This is a genomic window from Vibrio sp. 10N.222.54.A3 (assembly GCF_041474095.1).
GTDB lineage: Bacteria > Pseudomonadota > Gammaproteobacteria > Enterobacterales > Vibrionaceae > Vibrio > Vibrio crassostreae_C.
The window spans coordinates 1-23,622 of sequence record NZ_JBFRTN010000080.1; the positions used below are offsets into that span (position 1 = coordinate 1).

Genomic DNA, 23,622 nt, shown 5'->3' on the forward strand with positions numbered 1-23,622 from the left:
CAGGTCGCACGGACATAAATGCGTTAGATTAATGACTCTAACGCATTTATCTAAGATTAGATAAAGTATCTTTAAACCTTAAACGCTTGTATGGCGATTACCCAAAGCTACTGCGAACAAATGCTCCAATTAAAGCGACCAAGGTTCCTACCAACATACCTGAAATTAGAGTAAAAATACGGTCACTTCTTTTGGTGCGAGCCTCTGACAACAACAAACTTCCTTTGCCCGACAGTGCAAATGGTTGGTCTTTCAAAGAAGAACTGGGAGCCGACCAACTAAGGTTTTCATACTCAGCTTTAGTCGTAGCAGTGCTACAGGCGAAGAACTTCCTAGCCAAAATCTGTTCTTTTTGCATAGTTTTACTGCCGTTTTCATTCACTTGATAAAAATCGTCGACCAGCCCACTAGAAACAAGAGATGCAAACACATAAAAATCCTTATGATCATTATGCGTTTTGGGAATTAACTCGGCTATTTCAGCTAATGTTAACTCACCCGATTTTTCAAGTTTACTTAGAATTTTATATCCCGTACCTTTCACGAACTTTCCTTATTCACCTAACGCCTAAAAAACTTAGTGTGCCATACTTTGTAGCGAAGCGGAAAATAGCACGCGTTTTTTGTCCCTGTTGAACAACTTGTATGTCACTTCTCGAAGTTAATACCGAATGCCTCATTAAAAAGCTGGGAAAATCGCTCTTTACCATATTTTTTTTGTTTAGAGATAAATTCATCGGGTAGTATGTAATTGGTTGTCAGATATGGTGCATATTCAAATTTTATACCTCCAACACTAACTGGATTTCCCCACTGAAGTTTTTTATGAATCTCTTCTAAACGCAAACTAATAGTATTTATTGTATCTTCATGATCATCAATCAACGGAAGTCTCGCTAGATTTTCACTTTTGCTTAACTCTGCAAGGAACCATATATCAAACTTTTGTTCATTCTCAGTTGAGTACACTGAAAAGAAAGCTATACACGCTGCTAACATTGAGAGCACTCGATATTGGCTTGTCGGGTAACGTAAACTTGTATTATTAACAAGCACTTGATCATTTAGAGAAAAAATAGCATTGATTATAGTTTTAGGTTCTATTTCATTATTTAGATTATATTTTTTCAGTAAACCATGGATACTTTTACCAAAAGTCATCAGTGTTAAAGCTATTTGTGCGCCAAAAAAATCAGCACGAGATTCAATAGATACACTATCTAATTTTTCTTTGTCATTATGCATGTGGTGAAAGCTAATAAAATGTGCGATTTCATGTGAAACGATAAATAAAACGAACAGAAGCCGTTCTACGTTATCAATTTCAAAATTACATAAATCATTAGAAAAGTATATTCGCGCTTGATTGCCATCACTACGAACAGCTGCTATTCCTAGGTCACTACAATCTAATTCATACTTCATAGTAAGCTCAACTTCATCATAGAAGAAGGTATCAGTATCTTCCATTGCTGAGATAATAAGATTTTTAGCCAACATACTTTATTATTTCCTCTTGTGACATAACGCTTTTTATACGGCTTTTAGCCGCTTTTCATACTCCTATCATGTAGCCCTTTAAATCATAGTTAAAACATATAATCAATGGGTTATAGATAGATATTAGGCATTTAATTGCAAAATGACGCATAATTCTTAAAAAGCTTACTTCGACACTCCTTCGGATAACTAAAGGTAAGGCAAACGTAGAATCACAGATTGTGAGTAAACTTTCGCGCTGAAAAGAAAAGGGGCAAACCTGTTCTAGTTAGGTCTCGCCAGCACGTTGATGGACATTTCTGAGTCAGTGATTTTGCTAAATTAGCAATTCATGAATAAATTAAAGGACGACAAATCGTTAACTTTATATCCGCTATCGGTAGTACTGCTCATACAACCTACCGTTAGAGGTGGCGCCCTTCAATAAATACTCGTTCCAGGTAAAAAGTTCACAGTGCCTTGGCATCCAATTCTCGCTGTTAACTGCTAGTAGACTTATAACCACTTATAAATTAACGATTTAATGGGTTCTGTTTATTATCGAATTGTGACTAATTCTGTAGACATAAAAACCAGGTTACATAATAATCTCAATCAAATTTCTAAATGGATCAACCAATACCTGCGCTCTCAACACTAGATGTTAAGTGGATATTCATTTCACAACGGTTGGAAAGACCATTGCGCAAGTTATGGGTAATTAATCAAATCGGAAACATCATCATGTCACTCTCCATCATAAAAAAACAAATAGCAATTACGTTGCTATTGGCGTTATCAGGATGCTCATCATCCGTCACATCTTCTAGTTCAACTGTTCCATCTGAACCTGTAGTGATCGACCGCAGCTTCAAGCCTGTAATTGGAGATAGTTACGACAATTACCTTGTGAATAGCGCTCTTTCCCTTGCTGCCTTTAATGTTGCTCAACAATACCCAAGCATCAATACTGCTCGAAATTATTACTATGATCTTTACAGTGATGATGGCTGGAAAATTAAGTTAAGAGTGCTCCGAGACGATACTGACGGAATTTATGCGTTTCAATATAACTTCACTGATGAGGATAAAGTTGTAAATCTTGGTAACTTACCAAGGCAACTGCAACTTGAATACAAAAAGGCGTTAGAAATATACACGCCTGAAATGCAAGAACTACATCAACTCGCAACAAAATACAGACAAATTTATCGCCTTGTGAGCGATGCCAACCCTGACTTAGAACTAGAATCGGAGGTTGATTTCTACAGCTTAAGCAGGAAAAGCTATCCATTCATATCATTTAATGCAAAGGACAATCTTAGCACTCAAGTATCGGATATTTCTGAAAGTATAAAGAGTGGTGCTAAAGCTGACTTCATTGACGCTCTTAAGTCTGACCGTTTTGTGTTTTGCTCAGGTAACCCTGATAACTTAAAACTGTGCACCAACAAAAAACCAGTTGAGCTTTACGGACTAAGGATGGGAATAAGCAGTAGCTGTGAGCTAACAAACTCGAGAGATTATTTATCATCTAGTTCTCCTTTTTACAGCTTTAATAACAATGGCAAAAATCCGATTTTTATCAAAGAGCAGAGGTACATAAAGGGTAATAACCTCTCCCTTCCAAAAATCGATAAAGTTAGATTTGCTTTCCTAGAATATGGGGAAGGCAAGTGTGAAGATAAATTGGTTTTAATCGAGACCTCGTTTAAAACCCAAAGTGAGTCCGTCTTCCAAGATGTTCGAAATTTTGTTGCAAGAAAAAACTACAAAGAGACCGGAATGGACATTCCGTATAACAAATACCGAACAAGGAGTGTTGATTTCAGATCTCAACAAACTGACATTTCCGTTAACCTTTCATACGAAGATAAGTATATGACGCTTCGTTACAAGCATGACTCATATAATTAACGGTCTTAAGTACTCGATGACCAATCCTAGTCATCGAGTACTCATAAAAACGTGCTAACGGGTTGCCTAATTTTGACAGCGCTCATGATCTTAAATATGAGCGCAATAAGTCAGATTTAGTAGGTAATTAATTGTAAGTAAATGAATTATGAACTGATCGGTTAGATCAATACTAGCAAAAGCACACGAAATAGTTTGTTCTTACATTGAGAACGTAATCAAGTAAAACTCATAGTAGGTAAAAGCGTGTTTGCTATCGTCGGTTCATATAACCTCTGCGGAATGAAATAGCAGAGGAAAAGTGATAACTTTTATTGAAAATGATCAGACTTTATTGGAATCCAACAAACTATATTGTCCTCCGACAACTCGAACGACATTCAAGCTTAATATTAGGTTTTGTAGGGAAAACGCACGCTCTCAGAATTGTGTAGTGTATTTGATCTAACAGGTTTTGGGGCAAAAATGAGTTATGTCACTACTCATTTTTGCCTTTTTCATTAGCATTAAAACTCAATCTATCGACCGTATTGCTCAATAATAAAGTGCTCAAAATCATCACACATTTGGTCATTCGACTTTGCATTATTCGCTAATTCAGTTGCTCCATCAACGATCGATACCTTCGCATTCAAATCCGCGACTGGTGCACGTTCTCTTGTCGACAGCTGTTTGATTTTTTGCTCCTCAATCGCCCAAGCCTCCTCTGGCGATAAGTTACACTCGTCAGCGAGATATTTGGCATTAAAACCTTCCCCAGTCAGGCTTTCGATTGTACCGTTATGGTTCACGCTATTGCCTTTATGCCAATAGTGTTTCGCCAACAAAGGCCCGATCTCTGGGTTATCTGTTAAGTAACCAAACTTGTCGGTGAAATAAGCTCGTGTTTGATACACCGCCATATGAGCCAATAGATAACCTTGGTATGAGCAAGATGCTTCATCAGACAATAAGTGAGGGATCGCCATCAGTGGACGAGGGCTGCAAGACAATCCAAGAATTGCCTTTTCACTGCTACGAGCAAGTGCCGTGATTTTTTCAGGCGTGAGGTCTTCATCAGCTAATTCGTACAGGGCTCGCTCGAAATATGGAACCACAAGAATGCTGCGTTCTTGGTAAGCTCGGAAGGGCTGTTTATTGTCGATGATGGCTTTAATTAGATCATCTGGCACAGGTTGCCCGTCCGCATTTAGAGCGTACTGTTTTAGCCAGTCAGCGTCATTTAACAAGCTGTCGCAGAACATGGATTGTGTTTCAGCATAAGCCATCGAAGTCGGCGCAAACTCTTGAGAGAAACAAGGGGCGTTCATTTTTACATTAGCAAAATGCGCCGCGTGACCACCTTCGTGAAATAGTGTGTTAATCCCATCATAGCCACTGCCGATTTGGTCGGGCTTTGCGTTGCTCGTGAAGTTAACTTGAGCCGCAACCCAAGCATCTTGGTCATAGAAAGAAGGGATAGGGCCATGGCAGAAGCCATTAGGGTACTTACCTTTACGATCAAGCAGATCCAATTTTAATGTCGCTTGAGAGTATTCGATGTTGAGGCGACCAAAAGATTCAATCCAGCGTCGAAGTGACTTTGAGAACGGAACATAAGGATCAAGATCATTCATAACGTCACCTGCAAAAGAGTAGGTAAAGTTATGGGCTTGAAGTGCATTCTCGCCTTTCTGCTCTGCCAAATTGGCTAGGCTTTGCTGATGGCTATCACGCGTGCGTGCTTCGAAGTCATCCAGAATCGTAAACAGTTGTTCTGTCGTCATCTGTTCGGTTTTTACCACCGAGTAATCAAAGAAGGTTTTAAACCCCAGTGATTGAGCAAATTGGTTACGTTTTTTGATCAGCTCAATAAAGCCGTTAACCAGCAGCCATTGCTCTAAATCTAATAATGCTTGATGTGCAGAAAGCCTAACTTGTTCATTACCATTACTTCTAACGGCTGAACCTAAAACAGGCAGTGACCCTTCCGTTTCATCGCCTGTTTCATTTACGTAAGTCATCACATGATTCTGCTTTTTCTCAAACAGTTCAGCCTCAAACTTTATGAGATCGGTTTTGAGCTTCTGAGACTGCTCAGACTCAATAGCGTGAGATCTAAAGGTCGCTAACCAACCATTCAAGCCTGTTAGTGTACTCTCTTTTTCGAGAGGATCTTGAATTTCATCAATAGCAGCGAGTTGCGTTTCGATAGCAGTAATCTGTTCGGCAGAGCTTAGAAATTCCGTCCACTGAGTCTGTGCGAGTGTCGAACCATCGTGGTCGTCACTGATACCCATATATGTATCCCAAAAGAAGTCTTCTTTCGCTTTATGAGTCGCAAGATACTTTTGATTCAATTGGTTGAGATAGTTCGTTGCAGTCATGACATTCCTTGAAATTTAACCAGTAATTTCAACATTATGACACATTCATTGAATGTATTTTGTGACGATAGATATAACTGAATGCAGTCACAGCCTATCGGTTTACTTTACAGCGCATTAGTGTTAATTAACTGTTAATGGTTTGTTGTTTGCTAGTATTAACTAATGAGAGTGTGCTGATTTATCCGGCTTTTTATTGAGTAAATTGATGTTCTCAAGGTCAGCGTTTTTGTAAGGAAGAGGTTTAGGATGGATCCTATTTTATATATCGAAGTTGGTGGTGTTGTGTGGCAAGTATTCCCTGATGGGACTTGGCTTCAATTACCTGCTACGCAGCCAAAAGTTGAAGGCGTGCAAGTCGTCAGCATTGAACCTCAGAATTTACAAGAGGCTCAGCCCCTAACCGAACCACAAATCGCCGCAGTTGAACAACAGTTGGAAAAGGTGGTCACCGAACTCGTCAACAACATTGAAAGCGCACCTCAACAGCCTAACTCAGTAAATGACCAACCTAGTTCCAGCGCCTCTTTTATTGTTTATGTTCGTTCCACCTTAGATGAAACGCTCGCTGAGGCGGGTTTTGATACGCGTCCTGCAGAATATGCCGACGAAGATACAACCTCGAATGAGGGTAACCTTGATATTCTGTTACCTAGTGCACTATTAACCGTTGATATTTTGGATGGTGGAGACGGTTACGAAAATCAGTTTGAAGTACCAAGTGTCACGATTACGGGCACGGCAGTGGATGTTCGAGACGGGCGTACCGTTGTTCTGACCATCACTGATGTTAACGGAAACACAGTAACCACCACAGCCATCACAAGCGATGAAACGTATGTCGTCAATGGCGTCGACCTCTCTTCATTGGAGGAGGGGGATCTTCAAGTCGATGCTGTCATTGCTGATGATTTTGGCAATAGCATTGCAGCTAACGATTCCACAATCAAAGACACATTAGCCAACATTGAGGTTGACTTCGATGGCTTTGGTGATGAGTTTTACAATCAATTTGAAATATCGAATGGGGTGCTAGTTGGTACGATTGCCAATGTAGAAGATGGGCAAACCATCAACATTTCAATTACCGATAGCCAAGGAACGATACAAGAATACACAACGGAAGTATCCGGCGGAACTTGGACTCTGACTCTTCAAGACTACTCAAGCTTTGCAGAAGGTGAGCTAACCGTTGTTGCCAATACTATCGATATTGCTGGAAACCCTACAACAGCGACCGACACGATCGTGAAAGATACGCTAGCGGACATCACCGCTGCGGTTGATGATGGTGGCGACGGTGTCCTCAATAGCTTCGAAATTCAGTCGGCTAAATTCTTTGGTACGGTACAGAACGTAGAAGATGGCCAAACGGTCAATATTCGTATTTCTGACAGCACAACGAATGTCATTGTTCTGACGGCAACTGTGATTGATGGTGCTTGGTCAGTTGAAGGCGTGGATCTAACCAGCTTTTCCGATGGTGGCATTCAAATTGAGGCTGACACTGTTGACGTTGCCGGTAACCCTGCTTCTGCAATAAATAGCGCAGGGCAAATTGTTATTGATACTGTTTCGCCTGTTATAGACATTGATACGCTAGACGGTTTTAGTATTTTGGCATTTCGTGGCGGCCAACTTACAACCATGCAAGGCACAACCAATGTTGCCGAAGGTCTTCCTGTTTATATTGAAGTTAATGATGGCTCTCAGACTCTTGTGTTTGAGGGTGTTGTTGATGCATCAGGTAATTGGGTTGTTGAAAATATAGATGTCTCGTCCCTAAACTTGGCGTCAGAATGGACGATTGATGCCAAAGTTTTCAATACGGTAGGCAATCAAGCTATCGATGATATGCCAAGCATTATACTGCCCGAGTCGGTTGTGTTCTCAGAAACTGTTGTCGGGATTTTTGGAAATCAAACTCAGACCTCTGATATTCGCATCGATTATGCGGACTTCTCTTTTAGCGATGATCAAAGCATCGCAGAGTCACTAACTTCTCAAACCCTATCGATAACCGTTGCTGTATCGGCTGATAAACAAAGCCTCATTGGCACACGAAGCGATGGGCAAAAAGTATTCGATGCGTCAATTTCCGGCAGCAACGTAAATATCAATTTTTATAAGGCGATTGATCAGGAAGCTGGGTTAGATTCAATTCTGACGGCTCTGCTCATCGAAGGTTTGCAAACCGATGCTGATGGTACAACGGAGTTAGTGATAGGACGTTTACCTATTGTCATCAAAGATTCTGAACCTCTGGTTTTTGATGAGTCTTATCAAATGATCGAGGGTGAGATTGCGTCAGGGAACGTGTTGAATAACGACATCGATTTGGATACTCAACTTACGATAAAAAGTGTTGAAGTTGATGGTACGACCAAGACGATTGTTGGTGGCTCTCCGGTTTCATTTGCTACTAGCGAAGGCACCTTGACCGTATTTGCGAATGGCCACTGGACGTTCGTCGCCAACAGGAATTTGGACCACACAGTTGATCAGAACATCACCTTCAACTATGTTGCTGGCGACATCAGTAATGATTTCGGAAACGGCACTGCGGTCATTGATATTTTTGATGGTGATGCAGGGCTAGTTGTTGATGGGACAACGACCAGCTCTGAAGGTGATGTGTCTGATGGAATTCAAACTGTAGTCGGCCAGTTTACCGTTTCCGCTGGATCAGATAATCCAGATCCCGCTTCTATTGTATTTAATGCTAATACTCTGGTGCAGTTAGACGCCTTGGGCTTGACGACCGGAGATGAGAACTTTCCTCTAACCTACACGTTAGCGAATGATGGTAAAACGATTACCGCACAAGCAAATGGTGAAACGATATTCACGCTAACGTTGAGTGCAGTCGCTAGTGGTATCGATGTTCTAGCAGATGTCACATTAGTGTTAGAACAGCCTATCAACCACCTGTTCAGCAACGACTCCATCACCCTGCCACTTATTATTGATGGAACGGATTTAGATGGCACTTCTTTAAAACAAGGGCAATTCGACTGGATCATCCAGGATGGAGCCGACCCAATATTAACTTCAACTAGCAATGCTGCTGTGGACGAATCAGATCTTATTCACGGCAGTGTTTCAGATACTGGCACTTTCAATCTCAACGTCGGAAGTGACTTTGTTGAGTCTGTATTTTTTGATGTTGGAGATCAGCCGCAGTTGTTTAGTGGGGGTGTACAGATCATCTATGTGGTCTCTGCAGACGGAAATGAACTTACTGGTTATGTTGGCTCTGAAAGTGCTGAAAATAAAGCGTTCACCTTGAGCTTTACCTCTCTGTCAGGTGAGACCGATACTGATGTCACTTACACCTTTGAACTATTCAAGGGCCTCGACCAAACGAATGGAACCGACCAAATTCCTTTTGTCATCACAGCAAAAGATGATGACAACGATGAAACTCAATTAACCTTGAACGTCTCGATTACGGATGGTGGGGAGCCTACGATTGGCTCTGGCATGGTCGAGTTGAGTGAAAACCCTGTTGCTGATACAACCCCGTCTGGTGTTGGAACAACAGCGAGTGCAAGCTTAGCCGTGAGTGCGGGCAACGATCCACTCGTGTTCTTGGGGTTAGATGTGACAACTGGCCAAGCCGTTCTTGATAGTGACGGTGAGGCGGTGACACGTAATGGTGAAGCATTGTCTTGGCGAGATAATGGGGATGGAACGTTTGATGCGGTATTGTCGAATGGCGATGCTGTTTTCCAAGTGAGACTTCCTGAAGATTTTAGCTTAGAAGCCAATGGTTCCACGAATGTCACGGTTGAGATTGATTTGTACCAGTCAATAGACCACGGAACCGGTGTGAAGGACACAGAGCTGTCGATTCCAGCCTCAATCGTCACAATCGATTCAGACGGTTCACGAGATACACAAGAATCTGATATTAAGATTTACGATGGTGCAAACCCTAAAATTACTGTTATCGGAAGCATTTCTGTTGATGAAGACGGTCTGCTTGGAGACAGCGAACAGGTTGGTGTTGAAGATTCTAGCCCTTCGTTAGGAATCATCGAAGGTTCCGATGATGTTGTCTCTGTGACGGTCGACACCGCTGCGTTTGATGCACTTTCATATTCGAGTGCAGGGAAAGACATTTCACTGCAAGCTGTCGATTCTGATGGTTGGTATTACGGTCAAGATTCTGATGGAAACAATATATTTAGGATTCGTTTTAATACTGACGGGACAACAGAGTTCGACCTTTATGCACCTCTCGATCACGCCAATGCTGATGGAGAGAATAATCTAGCCCTCAATTTTGAATTGGTGGTCAACGATGCGGACGGCGATAGCTCTGATCCGGCAATTTATTCTGTCAACGTAACAGATGCTGTCCCAGTTGCGCGTTCAGGGGCAATTGAAATGGTTGAGGGTGATGACCTTAATGGACAATTTCTAACAGAAAAATTCGCAGGTGCCGATGGCGCAACCATTGTAAGTTTTGACTATCGCGGTACTACCTATACCTTTGATAACGCAGGCACTCCTATCACGATTAATCTAATTAATGATTATGATGGTGGGTCTACTTACGGTCAGTTTACGCTTTCTTCAGATGGTAGCTACCAGCTGACTACAAATCCCAATGTATCAACAAACCCTGCAGATCCTAAGATCGTCGATGACATCGATTATCTGGTGCGAGATGCGGACGGTGATAAAGTTACCAGTACTGCTGAGCTTATTCTGGATGATAACGAAGGTTTTATTCGTTATGAAGATTCTGAAACCACAGAAGACAATGACGCGATTATCGTTGTAAGTGTGGCAACCGGCGATGTCGACCAAAGCGAAACCGTTACTGCTATCGAGTTCTCAGAAGCATCGCTAAACGGTGGTAGCTTGTACCTTGATGGGGTGTTGCTTCAAGTTGTAGACGGCAAGGTCACCTTGTCTGGAAGTCAATTGGCAGCGATTGATAGTCAGTTCACTGGGCCTAATGGACAGTTGACTTATCGTCCCGCGCTTCATGAATCCAATACCACCTCAACGGTTATCCTAGCGATCAACGCAATCATTAGCACTGATACGGATCCTAAAGAACTGACGGCTGATGTTGCAGTGTCTGTTTTACCGGTGGCTGATGCACCGGATTGGTCGGCTTCCGTATTCTCCTATCATTCAGTAGAAGATGACTCAGACCCAGTCAGTTTGGACATAACAGCTCAGCTGGTGGATCAAGATACGTCAGAAACATTGAGCTACCAGATTAGTGGGATTCCTGACGGCTTGAATTTGACGTTAAATGGCAACGCAGTCAAAGAAGGGAAATCTTACACACAGGCTCAGATTGATAAAATGGAAATCAGGGCTGACGACAACCTAGCGGGTCGCTTTGAGTTTGAGATTACTGCGGTTGCAACAGAGTCTGGCAATTCATTCGCTGACCCAGATGATAAAACGGCAAGTATTGTACATACCGTTACTGTCGATATTTCACCTGATGCTGATACTCCTCATGTGTCTGTTAAAGACTACAAGGGACTAGAGGATGAAGCTATTTACCTCAAAGACGTTATTGAAGGCGCTTTGGCGGACACCGATGGTTCTGAATCGTTAAGTTATATTATCCAAGTTCAAGATGGCTGGTCTGTTGAAGGTGATGGTACCGCAAAGATAGGCAATAATTCCTATTCAGTCACTGCCGAAGCTATCGCCAATGGTGTTGCTTATATTCAGCCTAAAGAAGACATCAGTTCCTTTACTGAAGATCTGTCAATAGACGTAACAGCAATAGCGACTGAGTCGACGATCGATTCACTTATTCCTATCAATGGGCAAGCGTCAAGTGATACAAAAACCATCAATATCTTTTTGAAAGGTGTTGTGGATGAACCTATCGCGGTAGACGGTGGTAATGGTCATTGGCAATACGACAGTGACAGTAAAGTCATCAGCAACCAATCGGTCTTGAATGAAGATGGGTTAATACAGCTCGACTTCCTCATACAAACGACGGATGACGATGTTTCAGAAGAGATCAACATACTGCTTACTAACATTCCTGAAGGCACTTTGCTGGTGGATGCGTTGGGTGAACCAGTATCGCTGACGATTGCGTATGTTGATGATGTGACAGGGCCCGTATTCCAAGTCTCTAACGCTCAACTGGATGATCTGTATCTCAAGCCAGTTCTTGATTTTAGTGGTGAATTAGAACTCACCGTTATTGCTATCTCAACTGAGCCCGATGGTGATTCGGGCGAGTTTCCTATGACACTTAAAGTAGAGCTAGCGCCGGTCGTTGATCAAGAAGACGGTCAAGTGGTCAGTACTCAAGGCATCGAAGACAGTCAAATCGGCCTGAACCTTGAACCTTCAGTGAATCAGGATATTGATGGCAGCGAATCCTTGACGGGATATGTCATTGATAGCCTACCTGCAGATCTCACTCTTTATTTTGATGGGAGTGTTATTCAGGTCCCAGCTTCAGGCTTAGATTTGGATACTCTACTGGACTCAACAACGCCAACGCTTTCGGATCTTCTAAGCAGCGGCAGGCTTTCTGTTACAGCGACAGAAGATTTAAGCGGAACATTCTCAATTCCTATCACCTATGAAGTCACGGATACCTCTCCAACTGGTGCAACGGATATTAAAGATATTACCGGATCCATTAGCGTGACTGTCGATGCTCGTGTCGAGCTAGATACTCGATTAGAAGGCTCTACAGAGCTGTTACAGAGTACAGACGGCTCGCCTGTTGATATCTCTAACGCCGTGACGTTCGTCGACGCGGATATCGATGGGTCAGAGTACCTCGATTATATTTTGATCGAGATTCCCGACGGCTATTCGTTGATTGTTGAGCACCCTAATGGTGCCGCTCAAGATAGCTCTGGGAATTGGATCATATCTGCGGATGGGTTAACGAGTGACTCTTTCCAAGAACTCGCAGCGTACATTTTAGATAATGCGACGATTTCCAGCCCAAGTGATACTCCGGTACTGGATATTGTGGTTCGTGCTCGTGTGATTGATGGTGATGATGCGAGATATATTGATGCGACTTTCCCGCTGCAAATTACTGGTCATGACGGCGGTGGCGGTTCTTGTGACCCTGTTGGCCCACCAAGCCCGATTCAACCCGATGGCGAAATTAAAACACCTGAAGGGGAAGATATTGATCTCACTGGCTTGCTAAACACCGATGTTGGCAGTGATCCAGACAATGAAATCTCTTTCTATATTCCTGCCGATTCACTTCCTGAAGGCGTTGAGATCTCCGGTGATGGTGTGATTGCTGAATACGATGCTTCTGGTGAGATCGTCGGTTATTCAATCACTGCAGATGGACTTTCGAAACTAACGTTAACGGGCTTGGATGAAGATTTTGCAGGGTGTATTGATTTCACCATAGAGACAATTGAGACCTCACCATGTAGCGGTGATACGGTGACGACGGCCCAAACCATTAGTATCCAAGTTCTGCCTGTGGTCGATGACATTACGGTTGAAGCCGACTCCACAACCATTCAAGAAGACATCGCGACAGACCTTAACCTTGAACTGGTTCTTGGTGATAGCGTTGAAGATGGACAATTAATCACTGGTGAAGGCAATAGCGCTACCGGTAAAGAAACCGTTAACTCTCTAACGGTGAGCATTTCGAATGGAGCGGCCTTGTCTGAAACTCCAACTGACACCGGGTTGTTAGTTGATAATGGCAATGGTACTTGGACGGTAACGGATCCTAGCCGCTTGAGTGATGTGTTGGTAACACCACCTGAGCATTACAGTGGTGAAATTACCCTCACTGTGACAGCAAATATTACCGACAAAGCGGATTGCGTAACAGAAACGGATACGCAAGATAAAACGACTGTGGTGACTATCACCGTTGAGCCAGTCGCTGACGCGGCGAACTTGATAACAGAAGATATTATCGGAGACGAAGATAACTACATTTCATTGTCATCACTCAGCGCGGAGCTGATTGACCAAGATGGCTCTGAAAATATGTCCTTGGCATTGAAAGGAGTACCTGAAGGCGCGGTTGTTGCGATAAAGGTGGGCGACAGCTACGAATTAGTTCCTAACAATGGCGTCGATGGCGGTACCTTTGATGGTAACCCTACTTACGAGTGGCAGCTCGATCCAAGCCAGCTTGCCAACCTTGTAATTCTACCGCCGCGAGACTTTAGTGGCGATATTAATCTGTCTCTAGAAGCCATTACTCAAGAAATCGGCACCACAGAAATCCGCTATACCGAATCTGAATTTACCGTCGGTGTGAATCCTATTGGTGATAAAGTTGAGTTCTTCGATTTACCTGAACAGCTCACTGGAAGTGAAGATGATGGCATCGTGATTCCTCTTGATGCCAATAGCTTTGAAACTAACAGTGATGAGTTTTTAGCAATTACGGTAACAGTGAATGGAACTTCGGACCCATCAGGGTTAGTTGGGTTAGACCGAATTCGAATTGGATCAGAAACCAGTTCTTTCACCAGTGTTGGTGGCATCATACAGGCGACGATTCTCGTTAAAGCAAGTTCTGTTGATGAGCTTGAATTCTTTGCGGGCGATGCGTTTGGTAACCTCGATATTACGATTACCGGCCGAACGGTTGATCAAAATACGGTACTCGGTGAGTTAGTGGTCGACACGGGTGACCCGAGCTCACAAGACATGACGCTTATTATCACACCAGAGCCTGATGCACCGTTATTGAGCGTTGAATACTCTTCGATCGTGGCAGAAGCAAGTGGCACGATTCCTCTTGGTTTAGACCTTTCTCTTGTAAACCCTGCTGATTCAGAAGTGGGCTTCATTACAATTTATGATATTCCCGCAGGTTTGACGTTCTCACATGGCTCTATGGTCGATGGTCAATATGTGGTGGACTTGGCAGATGTACCGAATCTAGCGATTACGGGTGGCTATGATGGCGTTGACCCATTTGAAATTACCATCGAACCTTCTGCTGAAATAGGCAACAACCAAGCGGTAGGATTACCTCAAACGGTATCGGTTGAATTTGTTGTTGAAGGGGATTCTACGATTACCGCGACAGATGATAACGACCTGCTGATTGGCGGGACGGGCTCAGATAATTTTGTGTTCGCCTCTTCAGGCTTAGGGAGTGCAGAAGCACCAAGCTACGATGTGATTCAAGATTTTGATGCGTCTCCAGATACTGATGCAATTGACCTCTCGGGTATTTTGGGAAGCCTAGGGCTTAATACAGGGCTAGGGGCAACACAATATCTAGATTTAGAAGAATCTGGTGAAGGTGTGACCATTTCTATTAAACCTAATGGTGACGAAGACGTTCAACAAAACATCTTGCTAGCTGATGTCACGTACGACGATCTGTATCAAGGTGACAGTAGCAGTGCATTAGAAGCACAAATTTTACAAAAAATGATAGAAGACAATAATTTAACGCTGTAAGTTAGATGTACAGTCTATAAAAGGAAGTTTAGATTGGTAGAACAAAAAGACAGCTGGCTAGCTTGTGTTGAGTGGTTGTGTGAGCATTTTAATGTTCGCAGTCACCCTTCCAAAATAGTGTCTGGCCTACCTTTAAATGAAGGCAGGCTCAATGAATCCCTTTTTCCAAGAGCGATTGAGAAATCGGGGTTAACGCTGAGCCACGTTAAAAAAGAATTATTGAATCAATGTCAGTTCCCTGTTGTTGCTGTTGAGTCCGCGACAGGGTCTCCTCTTGTCGTAACCCAAAGCTCCGTTGGCGACTTTCAAGTATTGAATTGTGAATCCAACTTAAGCCAACAAATTCTCCTTAAAGACTTAGTCATTAAAGTGGATGCATTTGTTTGGCAAGTGGGTGCTCAAGCGCTTGATGACGCCCGTGTTCAGGCACATGAGCGCAATGACAGTAAATCCAACACCCGTTGGTTGTGGCGGGTGGTCAAAGAAGTGAAGCCTTGGTATCGCGATCTGTTTATCGCTTCGTTCTTGATCAACGTGCTTGCGCTAGTGGTTCCGTTATTTACCATGAATGTGTACGACCGTGTTGTGCCAAACCAAGCGTTTAACACGCTTTGGGTATTAGCAGCAGGCGTTGGTATCGTTGTTATTTTTGATTGGGTATTGAGAAGCTCACGAAGCTCTGTGACTGATATGGCTGGGCGCTATATTGATAACAAGTTGTCTTCTCAGCTGTTCTCGAAAGTCCTTGGTATGAAGCTCGAAAATCGACCTCAATCGGTAGGCGCATTTGCCAGACAGCTTCAAGACTTCGATAGCGTGAAAGATTTCTTCACTTCTATCTCGTTAGTCACTTTAGTCGATCTGCCATTCACTTTGTTATTCCTACTGCTTATCGGCTGGCTTGGTGGCGCGATGATGTTCATCCCTGTCGCGATCATGTTGGTCTTGATCGTGCTGAGCATTGCGATGAAAGGCAAAGTTGAGAAAACATTCGATGAAACCGCACGTCTCTCGACACAAAGACAAGCACAGCTGTTTGATTGCTTAACAACCCTTCCGGATATCAAGCAAAATAATGCTGAGGGAATCACTCAGAAACGTTGGGAACAGACGATTTCGTCGCTTTCTCAATGGCAGACTCAATCTCGTCATTACTCCAATATCGTGACGCACTCTATTCAGTCCAGTCAGCAGATCGTTACCATCACTCTGATCATCTTCGGCGTGTATCAGATCTCTGAAGGCTTGCTGAGTATGGGTGGTTTGATAGCCGTTGTGATGTTGAGTGGGCGCGCTGCAAGTTCGGTGAACCAGCTTTCTCTTCTATTGCTGAGGTTCCAGCAAACACGTTCGGCCGTTGAAGGGCTGAATCAGATTATGGAGCTACCTCAGGAAGAGTCCAAACACCAAGTTATCGACAAAGGAGACTTTGATGGTGGGGTTAGGTTAGATGAAGTGACGTTTACTTATCCAGAGACTCAAAGCCCTGCATTAAAGGAGATTTCCCTAGAGATCAAACCGGGTGAGCGAGTTGGTCTTGTCGGTGCGGCAGGCGCGGGTAAAACAACTCTACTATCGATTGTTGCGCGCCAGTATTTGCCAACAACAGGACAAGCTTTCTATCAAGAAATCGATGGGCAATTATGGCCAACCAGCGTTCTGCGTAGTGGCATGGGTTGGGTAGGGCAAACCACTAATCTTATTTTTGGCAGTGTTTACGACAACGTTACGCTTGGTGCGACCAACGTTGATGAAGAAAAGCTAAGACAAGCTCTTCAACAGTCGGGTTTGAATGGTTACATGGGGCGCCTAAGCAATGGCCTTGAAACACCTGTCGGAGAGGGTGGTCGGTTACTTTCTGGTGGTCAGCGTCAAGCCGTTGCCATCGCGAGAGCTCTGTATCGTTGTCCAAAGTTATTGATCATGGATGAGCCCACCAGCGCGCTAGACAAGAAGGCCGAGATTCAGTTCTTTAATGCACTTCAAAGTATGCCGAGAGAAACCTCAATGCTAATCAGCTCCCATAAGTCTTCATTCTTGATGATGTGTGATCGAGTGATTGTATTGGATAAAGGTCAAATCGTGGCAGAAGGTGAACCTAAAGAAATTCTCTCTTTACAGAAGAAAAGTGTACCTAAAGGTACGAGCCGGTTTAAGACGGTATCTGTGGTGAAGGGAGGTCGTCATGAGTAATGATATTCAATGGACCAACAACCACTTAGCATTCCGCTCTCGAAAGCTGATTTGGTTGAGTGCTCTACTCATTGTATCAATTATCGGTTGGGCTACGTGGGCAACATTAGAAGAAGTCGTGATCGGTGAAGGTAAAGTCGTTCCAAGTCTTTCGGTGCAAACCATTCAGAGCTTAGAAGGTGGACTGGTTCAAGAGATCATGGTGCGACAAGGCCAATCTGTAGTGAAGGGGCAACCTCTAGCTAAGTTAGAAGACACACGTTTTAAGGCGGCGTTTTTAGAGTCGGCTCAACAAGCGGATACCTTGCTTGCTCAGCAATTAAGATTAAAGGCTGAGCTGTCGACGGTCGTTTTAAATAACGATGCGAAAGAGTGGTATGAGCGAGTGGTCTTGGTGCCTCAAGATATTGCGGTTGATGTATCAAGCCACCCTGCGTTAATGAATGCCAAGGCGAACTACCGAGAACGTTTAGGACAGTTGAAGTCTGAACTGGAAGAGGCGGCACTTCGTATCGAGCAACAAGACCAAGCTCGTGTCGATACGTTTAATAATATCCAGACTCTTGAAAGCAGCCTCGAGATTGTGATTCGTGAGCGCAACATGCTGAAAGACGTGGTAGCGAGCGGTGCTGTTGCGGAAGTTGAGCTACTTAAACTCAACCGTGATGTAGTCAAACTCAAAGGTGATATTGCTAGCTCAAAAGTAGCAGCGCAGAAGCAGATAGCTGCCTACTCAGAGTCGATAGCGGATCATCGAAGTATCGCTTTAGATTTTCGTACCAAAGTGCAAGGCCAGTTGAATGAAGTGGCGAGCAAGATAGCGCAGCTGAACGAAAGCCAGCAGGCGATTGCCGACCAACTCAAGCGTACCGAAATTGTTGCGCCCGTTGATGGCACAGTCAAAGAGATCTTTGTGCGTACCATTGGTGGTGTAGTTCGTCCCGGCGAGCCAATCATTGAGATCATCCCATCAAACAGTGACCTGATTGTTGAAGCGAGAATCTCTCCGCAAGATATCGCGTTTGTTCATAACGGGCTGGGTGCGACAGTTAAATTCACGGCCTATGATTTCGTCATTTATGGCGGACTTAAAGGCGAGGTGATTTACGTGAGTGCCGACGCCTTACAAACGGAAGACGGAAACGCCTATTATCGTGCCCATATTCAGTTAAACGAAGACCAGCAACAAAACTCTGCCTTTAGCATTATCCCAGGGATGCAAGTCGCGGTCGATATATTAACCGGAGAGAAAACAGTATTGAGTTATTGGTTAAAACCTATTTTACGAGCTAAGGAAAACTCACTTCGTGAACGATGAAGTGGGTTAAAGCATAAATATAAAAGGAAGTGTAATGCATTCAAAATTCTTACTCTCTTCTTGCTTGCTAATGAGTGGGCTGTCTCAAGCAGCTTCATTAGAAGAGTCCGTGGCCTTTGCCATCGACTATAGCCCAGAGATATTGGCGCAATACTCCCGATACCAATCGGTGGTCAGAGACGGAGACGCTGCGAGTGGTTTGTATATGCCACAAGTGAACTTGTACGCGGCAGCAGGCTATGAAGAGACACGCTACAACAGTGGCAGCAAACTCGATAGCGATGATAGAGGCCTAACGAGAACGGAAATTGGCGTTAAAGTATCCCAGTTACTATTTGATGGTTTTAAAACCACATCGAATGTCGATCGACTGACGTTCGAAGCAGAAGCTGAGCGTCTAACTCTGATTTCGCGAGCTGAAAACGTATCGTTAGATGTGGTGAGAAATTACCTCGATATCCTAAAAGCAGAGACGCTACTTGAATTGTCTAAGCGTAATGTAAAAGAGCACCAAGAGATCTATCAAGATATCCAAGATAAAAAGAGCAAAGGCTTGAGTAGCAACTCGGATCTGGCTCAAATCTCCGCCCGTGTCGCGACCGCGCAGTCTTCACTTATCGCCGCTCAGAACAACCTGTTTGATTTGCAAACTCAGTATCTACGCTTGGTTGGCAAACCTGCGGTGAACTTGGTTTACCCCCGGTTTGATTACGCTCTATTACCAAGCTCAGCACAGGTCGCACTTGAACAAGCTGTCGAGAATCACCCTGAAATCAAAGCCTCTTTGCTTGATATCGACGCGGCTCGTAAAGAGATGCGCCGCGAGAAAGGGGATTACTACCCAGAACTAAAACTTGAGCTTCATGCCAATAAGAATGACAACGTATCTAACCCGCCAGGCGGTGTCGATGAAGATGCACGTATCATGTTGACGATGGATTATGACCTGTTTAATGGCTTCTCTACCGACTCCAGGGTTGAATCGTCAGCTTGGCGAGTGGAAGAGGCAAGGGCGATCCGATTACGAACAGAGCGTGAGGTTCGAGAAGGTACACAACTGGCTTGGAACGCTTACAAAATGCTTGAGCAGCAAAAATCCTTACTTCAACAGAATGTTGATGCAGCGAAAATTGCAGAGCTTGGCTATATCCAGCAATTCAATGTTGGCAGACGAAGCCTTCTTGATGTACTGGATGCAAAAGTAGAAGTGTTTTTGGCTCGAAGAAACTTCATCAGCACTGAATATGATCAAACGTTAGCGGCTTATCGAGTGTTAAATGCGATGGGTATGTTGACGTATGCGTTGAGGATTGAACATCCAGAAGAGTGGCAAGGGGAGAATAAGTAATGAGATATTTTAAACTAGCGCTACTTAGCTCTATCTTGCTAATGGGATGTGCAGAAACGCCTGATACGACAATGACACGCCACCAAATTGATGACTTAGCGGATAATGACCGAGATGGTGTGATTAACCAGCGAGATCTATGTGCCGATACGCCAGAAGGTGTAACGGTAGACATTAAAGGGTGTGCCAATTGGAAAATTGTCGAAGACGTTGAAGTATTAAGTGTGGCATTTGATTTTGATAAGTATGACCTTAAACCTGATCATACCGCTGTATTAAATGAGTTGGTGCGTTTACTAGGAGAGCAGCCTGATGCTTCGGTTACCTTGGTCGGAGATACCAGTGCTGAAGGTACAAACGTGTATAACAAAGCATTGGCCAAGAAAAGAACGGGCGTGATTCGAGACGCATTGATTGATAGAGGCATCAATGGTGAGCGAATCTTTGAACAAGAGTTTACTCAGATAACCAGCTTAACTCAGCATCTTCACAAGCGTAAGCGTAGAACGATCGCGGTGATTAAAACAGAAAGCATGGAAGTGAACCCATCTTGGAACATCTTCACTTCAGAAATGCAGCTCGATAGTAATAGCGATGTTGAGTCTAAAACGTCGATTGATCCAGTAGGAGGCCAGTAATGAAATGTCTAGCTAATAAATCGGGCTTGCTGCTTGCTGCTGTACCTGCGTTGTTCTCTGTATCGACATTTGCGAATGATGCCAGTGACATTGGTTTGGTCGCGATTGAGCCGAATATGCAGGGGCTTGTAGAAGATCTGCTTAAGAGCCAAGAGATCGACTTAGAAATCTTGTTGAGTGACAGCGTCCCAGAACAGATGATCATGCAGCGCTCGCGTGTTGGTATCACTTCCAAAAAGTGGACTGACAAAGAGATGGCAAGGTTTGATATGCGTTACGGTTATAGGCCAACAGAGCTGATGTTTACCGCTGACGTGATTGCGATTCTAGCCAATGAAAATAACCCTGCGACATCAATCACCGTCGCTGAATTAATTGATGTGTTTGGTTGTTCTAACGATCCTAAACATCCAAAATGGTCAGCAAGTAGTGATATTCGTAACGGTGAAAGCCTAGATACTCATATGTTGCCCTTTGCCATTGATCACAACCTGAAAGGCCATACTACCTTTTCAAGTTGGGTCGAATGTGGAACAGAAGGAGAATATGCCCATACTCAGTTCTTAGCGGATTTACCTGATCTGATTAATAAGATTGAAGACGAAGATGCCGCCATTGGTTACACCGTTTACTCAGATCAGATCTCTGATGTGAAATGGTTGAGCGTGGTTGATAACCTAGGTGTGAACTACGACCTAAACAAAGAAACGATCCTCTCTGGTCGTTACCCGTTAGCAACGGTTTATTACATGTACTTGAATATTCCAGCGCATCGCAAAGGCTTTACGGAACAAGAGGAGTTCTTTGTTGGGCTTACCTTGTCACAAGATCATCAAGTCGTTTTGAACCAATACGGTTTCATCAGCTTGCCGCCAGAAGCTATTCAACGTAACAAAGTCAGATTGTCGCTTGAAGAGCCTGCTATTGAAGGTGGCTACAAGTAATGGGTATGCCATGTTGTAACTGTTGTGGGAGAGTGATATTCTCTCTTTCGTAATGGTTCTCAACGTGACGGATTACGTTATTCGGTGATGAAATTATCTAGCGGGCATGTATGCCCGTTTTTTTTCGCCTAAAATTTGCGACTCGAGCAGTTGTTTGTCGTTTGGTCACGTATAATGGACACTTCATATAGCGCTAAATAAGCCCAGTCGATGAAAATCTTTCAAGTTCTAATCTTGCCTCTAATGCTGTCCCTCAATGCTATTTCATTTTCAGCGCAAGCAACCGAAAGCTGGTGGCTAAGAACAGTATTTAACAGCAGCCCAAGTCTGCCGAATTCTCAAAACTATATTAATGATATCGAGTTGATGGATTGTGGTGAGATCGAAGGTACTTTGTTGTGCAGTGACTTAACCCAATATTACGACCTGGATGTGTATGTTGAACTGGAGTTGGGGGACTCAAGTGTCGAAACGGTTCGCTTAAACCTGCCATATTCGGACCTAAGTTACACAAAGCTTCAGGCATACCTTCGCCAAGATGGCTTTGCTCTCAGTTCAATTCGTATTGGTGAAGATGAATTCGATGTTACAGCTCAACTCGAACAAGCTCGAAATGAAGGTGTTGGTTTCGATAAGGTGGATAAACAGCTGGTCGAATTCATCAACGCGCCTCACGGTTCAGCAGAGCAACTGAGTGTGTGGAATGTGCCTAGCTTATCTTCTTCTAGCTCTATTTCTCCTTGGATTCAGTTACAGAGTGATGGTGACAACTTAACGGTTGAACTTAATCGTTTTTAATTGCTCAAATTTATAGATAGTTTCGTTATTTATTAGGCTAAACAAGCCTTTCAGGAGAACGGCTCGCGGGCAGACAGCAAGTTATAATTCATTTAAGTGTTCGTTTTTCTGCGGCTCTCACATTTTTAATAAGCGTTTAGCTTTGCCATTTGTTATACGTTGAGCCTTCGGTAAAACGAGCTTAGGATACGTTCAGTATTGATAAAGGAGACAACCCATGGTTGCAAGAGTAACGATAGCGCCACAAGGCCCAGAACTTTCTGAGTTGGTGCAAGGATACTGGCGTACAGCAGAGTGGGGCATGACCCCGCAACAACGCCTGACTTTCCTGAAGCAACATATTGATTTTGGCATCACAACTGTTGATCACGCGGATATTTACGGTAACTACCAATGTGAAAAGTTGTTTGGTGAGGCGTTAGCGCTTGAACCAAGCCTTCGTGATGATATTCAAATCGTCACCAAGTGCGATATCAACCTATGTGGTGACCACACTCCAGATCGTAAGATCAATCACTATGACACCAGCGCGCAGCATATTTACCAATCAGTAAATAACTCATTAGAGCGCTTAGGTGTTAACGATATCGATGTATTGTTGATTCACCGCCCTGACGTGTTAATGGATGCCGATGAAGTAGCAGAAGCGTTCGCAGAGCTACACAAAGTAGGTAAAGTTAAGCACTTCGGTGTTTCTAACTTTTCACCGCGTCAGTTCGAACTGCTTCAATCTCGACTCGGTAAGCCGTTAGTGACCAACCAAGTTGAAATCAACCCATTGAACTTCGAAGTGGCTCATGATGGCACGCTAGATCAACTGCAGATGAACCGCATTCGCCCGATGGCGTGGTCTTGTCTCGGTGGTGGTAGCATCTTCAGTGGTGATTCAGCGCAAGCGGTTCGCGTTCGTGATGAGCTAGAGGCGATTCGTCAAGAAGTCGGTGCAGACAGCATTGATCAAGTGATTTACGCTTGGGTTCGTCGTTTACCATCTAGTCCAATTGCAATTATTGGTTCTGGTAAGATTGAGCGTGTGAAGACGGCCGTTGATGCACTGAAAATCGAGCTGACGCGCGAACAGTGGTATCGCGTATGGGTGGCATCTAAAGGTCACGGTGTGCCATAGAAAGCAATTCGTATAGAAGTTAAAGCCAGCTAACAAAGCTGGCTTTTTTGTGGTGCGCCGAGCATGGCG

At 43.7% G+C, this 23,622-nt stretch carries 12 protein-coding genes; 9 read left to right on the forward strand and 3 right to left on the reverse strand.

Going from position 1 to position 23,622, the window contains the following annotated elements:
- Nucleotides 1–97 precede the first annotated feature (97 nt).
- Together AB4507_RS17165 and AB4507_RS17170 are read right to left on the reverse strand one after the other, a co-directional pair.
- Complete coding sequence (locus tag AB4507_RS17165) at nucleotides 98–544, reverse strand: hypothetical protein (RefSeq protein ID WP_372159047.1); 447 nt, start codon at nucleotides 542–544, stop codon at nucleotides 98–100.
- Between the two features lie 104 nt (nucleotides 545–648).
- Nucleotides 649–1,500 (reverse strand): hypothetical protein, encoded by an 852-nt coding sequence (locus tag AB4507_RS17170; protein ID WP_372159049.1) that lies wholly within the window; start codon nucleotides 1,498–1,500, stop codon nucleotides 649–651.
- 681 nt (nucleotides 1,501–2,181) lie between these two features.
- Here AB4507_RS17170 and AB4507_RS17175 point away from each other — a divergent pair.
- Nucleotides 2,182–3,396 carry a hypothetical protein gene (locus AB4507_RS17175; protein WP_372183015.1) on the forward strand — a complete coding sequence of 405 codons (1,215 nt, stop codon included), beginning with the start codon at nucleotides 2,182–2,184 and terminating at the stop codon, nucleotides 3,394–3,396.
- 518 nt (nucleotides 3,397–3,914) lie between these two features.
- Here AB4507_RS17175 and AB4507_RS17180 read toward each other — a convergent pair.
- Nucleotides 3,915–5,762 (reverse strand): M3 family metallopeptidase, encoded by a 1,848-nt coding sequence (locus AB4507_RS17180; RefSeq protein ID WP_372183016.1) that lies wholly within the window; start codon nucleotides 5,760–5,762, stop codon nucleotides 3,915–3,917.
- 249 nt (nucleotides 5,763–6,011) lie between these two features.
- Between AB4507_RS17180 and AB4507_RS17185 the strand changes: the two genes are divergently transcribed.
- From AB4507_RS17185 to AB4507_RS17220, 8 genes are all read left to right on the forward strand, one after another.
- Nucleotides 6,012–15,188, forward strand: a complete 9,177-nt coding sequence (locus AB4507_RS17185) for an RTX toxin (RefSeq protein WP_372183017.1) — start codon at nucleotides 6,012–6,014, stop codon at nucleotides 15,186–15,188.
- A 33-nt stretch (nucleotides 15,189–15,221) separates the two neighbouring features.
- The gene (locus AB4507_RS17190) at nucleotides 15,222–17,381 is read left to right on the forward strand and encodes a type I secretion system permease/ATPase (protein WP_102321357.1); all 2,160 of its coding nucleotides are present in this window, start codon (nucleotides 15,222–15,224) and stop codon (nucleotides 17,379–17,381) included.
- Nucleotides 17,374–18,699 (forward strand): HlyD family type I secretion periplasmic adaptor subunit, encoded by a 1,326-nt coding sequence (locus tag AB4507_RS17195; protein ID WP_017059471.1) that lies wholly within the window; start codon nucleotides 17,374–17,376, stop codon nucleotides 18,697–18,699. The genes AB4507_RS17190 and AB4507_RS17195 overlap by 8 nt, the downstream gene beginning before the upstream one ends.
- 34 nt (nucleotides 18,700–18,733) lie before the next feature.
- Nucleotides 18,734–20,047 (forward strand): TolC family outer membrane protein, encoded by a 1,314-nt coding sequence (locus tag AB4507_RS17200; RefSeq protein WP_102321358.1) that lies wholly within the window; start codon nucleotides 18,734–18,736, stop codon nucleotides 20,045–20,047.
- Entirely contained in the window at nucleotides 20,047–20,685 is a 639-nt protein-coding gene (locus tag AB4507_RS17205; RefSeq protein ID WP_017059473.1) for an OmpA family protein, read from the forward strand. The genes AB4507_RS17200 and AB4507_RS17205 overlap by 1 nt, the downstream gene beginning before the upstream one ends.
- The gene (locus tag AB4507_RS17210; protein WP_017059474.1) at nucleotides 20,685–21,629 is read left to right on the forward strand and encodes a PstS family phosphate ABC transporter substrate-binding protein; all 945 of its coding nucleotides are present in this window, start codon (nucleotides 20,685–20,687) and stop codon (nucleotides 21,627–21,629) included. Before AB4507_RS17205 ends, AB4507_RS17210 begins: the two co-directional genes overlap by 1 nt.
- A 210-nt stretch (nucleotides 21,630–21,839) precedes the next feature.
- Nucleotides 21,840–22,427, forward strand: a complete 588-nt coding sequence (locus AB4507_RS17215; RefSeq protein ID WP_372183018.1) for a hypothetical protein — start codon at nucleotides 21,840–21,842, stop codon at nucleotides 22,425–22,427.
- 217 nt (nucleotides 22,428–22,644) lie between these two features.
- Entirely contained in the window at nucleotides 22,645–23,553 is a 909-nt protein-coding gene (locus AB4507_RS17220; RefSeq protein ID WP_102333939.1) for an aldo/keto reductase family oxidoreductase, read from the forward strand.
- Nucleotides 23,554–23,622 lie beyond the last annotated feature (69 nt).